General features: G+C 46.3%; 1 pseudogene. It reads right to left on the minus strand.

The features are described from left to right. Positions 1–241, minus strand: a pseudogene (locus R0K30_RS21470) (DUF4277 domain-containing protein); the annotation flags it as partial. Positions 242–315: the final 74 nt, after the last annotated feature.

Here is a 315-nt window from a genome sequence, read left to right on the forward strand (position 1 = left end):
CTTGATTCAGCTCAGGGCGGTGGTCGCGTGAGTAGCCTTTGGCAATACGGATGTGTGCAAGCTCGCCGTCTTGACTCTCTTGACCATCATAATGGAAGCTGGTTGAATCAAGATGTAAGGCGTGGGTTTGAAGTCCTAACTTCTCAACAATAGCCTCGCCCAACTGTTGATACAACTTCGATACACCAAATTCATACAAGCTGTCTAAACACCGCCCTAGCGCGTCATCGTTGATATGCTCAGGTAATACGCCTTAACCAATGAGCTTATCGACGGGCTTGTTTCTAAAATATTCGCTATACATATGAAGGGTTC

The organism is Bacillus sp. SIMBA_154, assembly GCF_046536015.1.
In the GTDB taxonomy this organism is placed as follows: Bacteria; Bacillota; Bacilli; order Bacillales; family Bacillaceae; genus Bacillus; species Bacillus pumilus_P.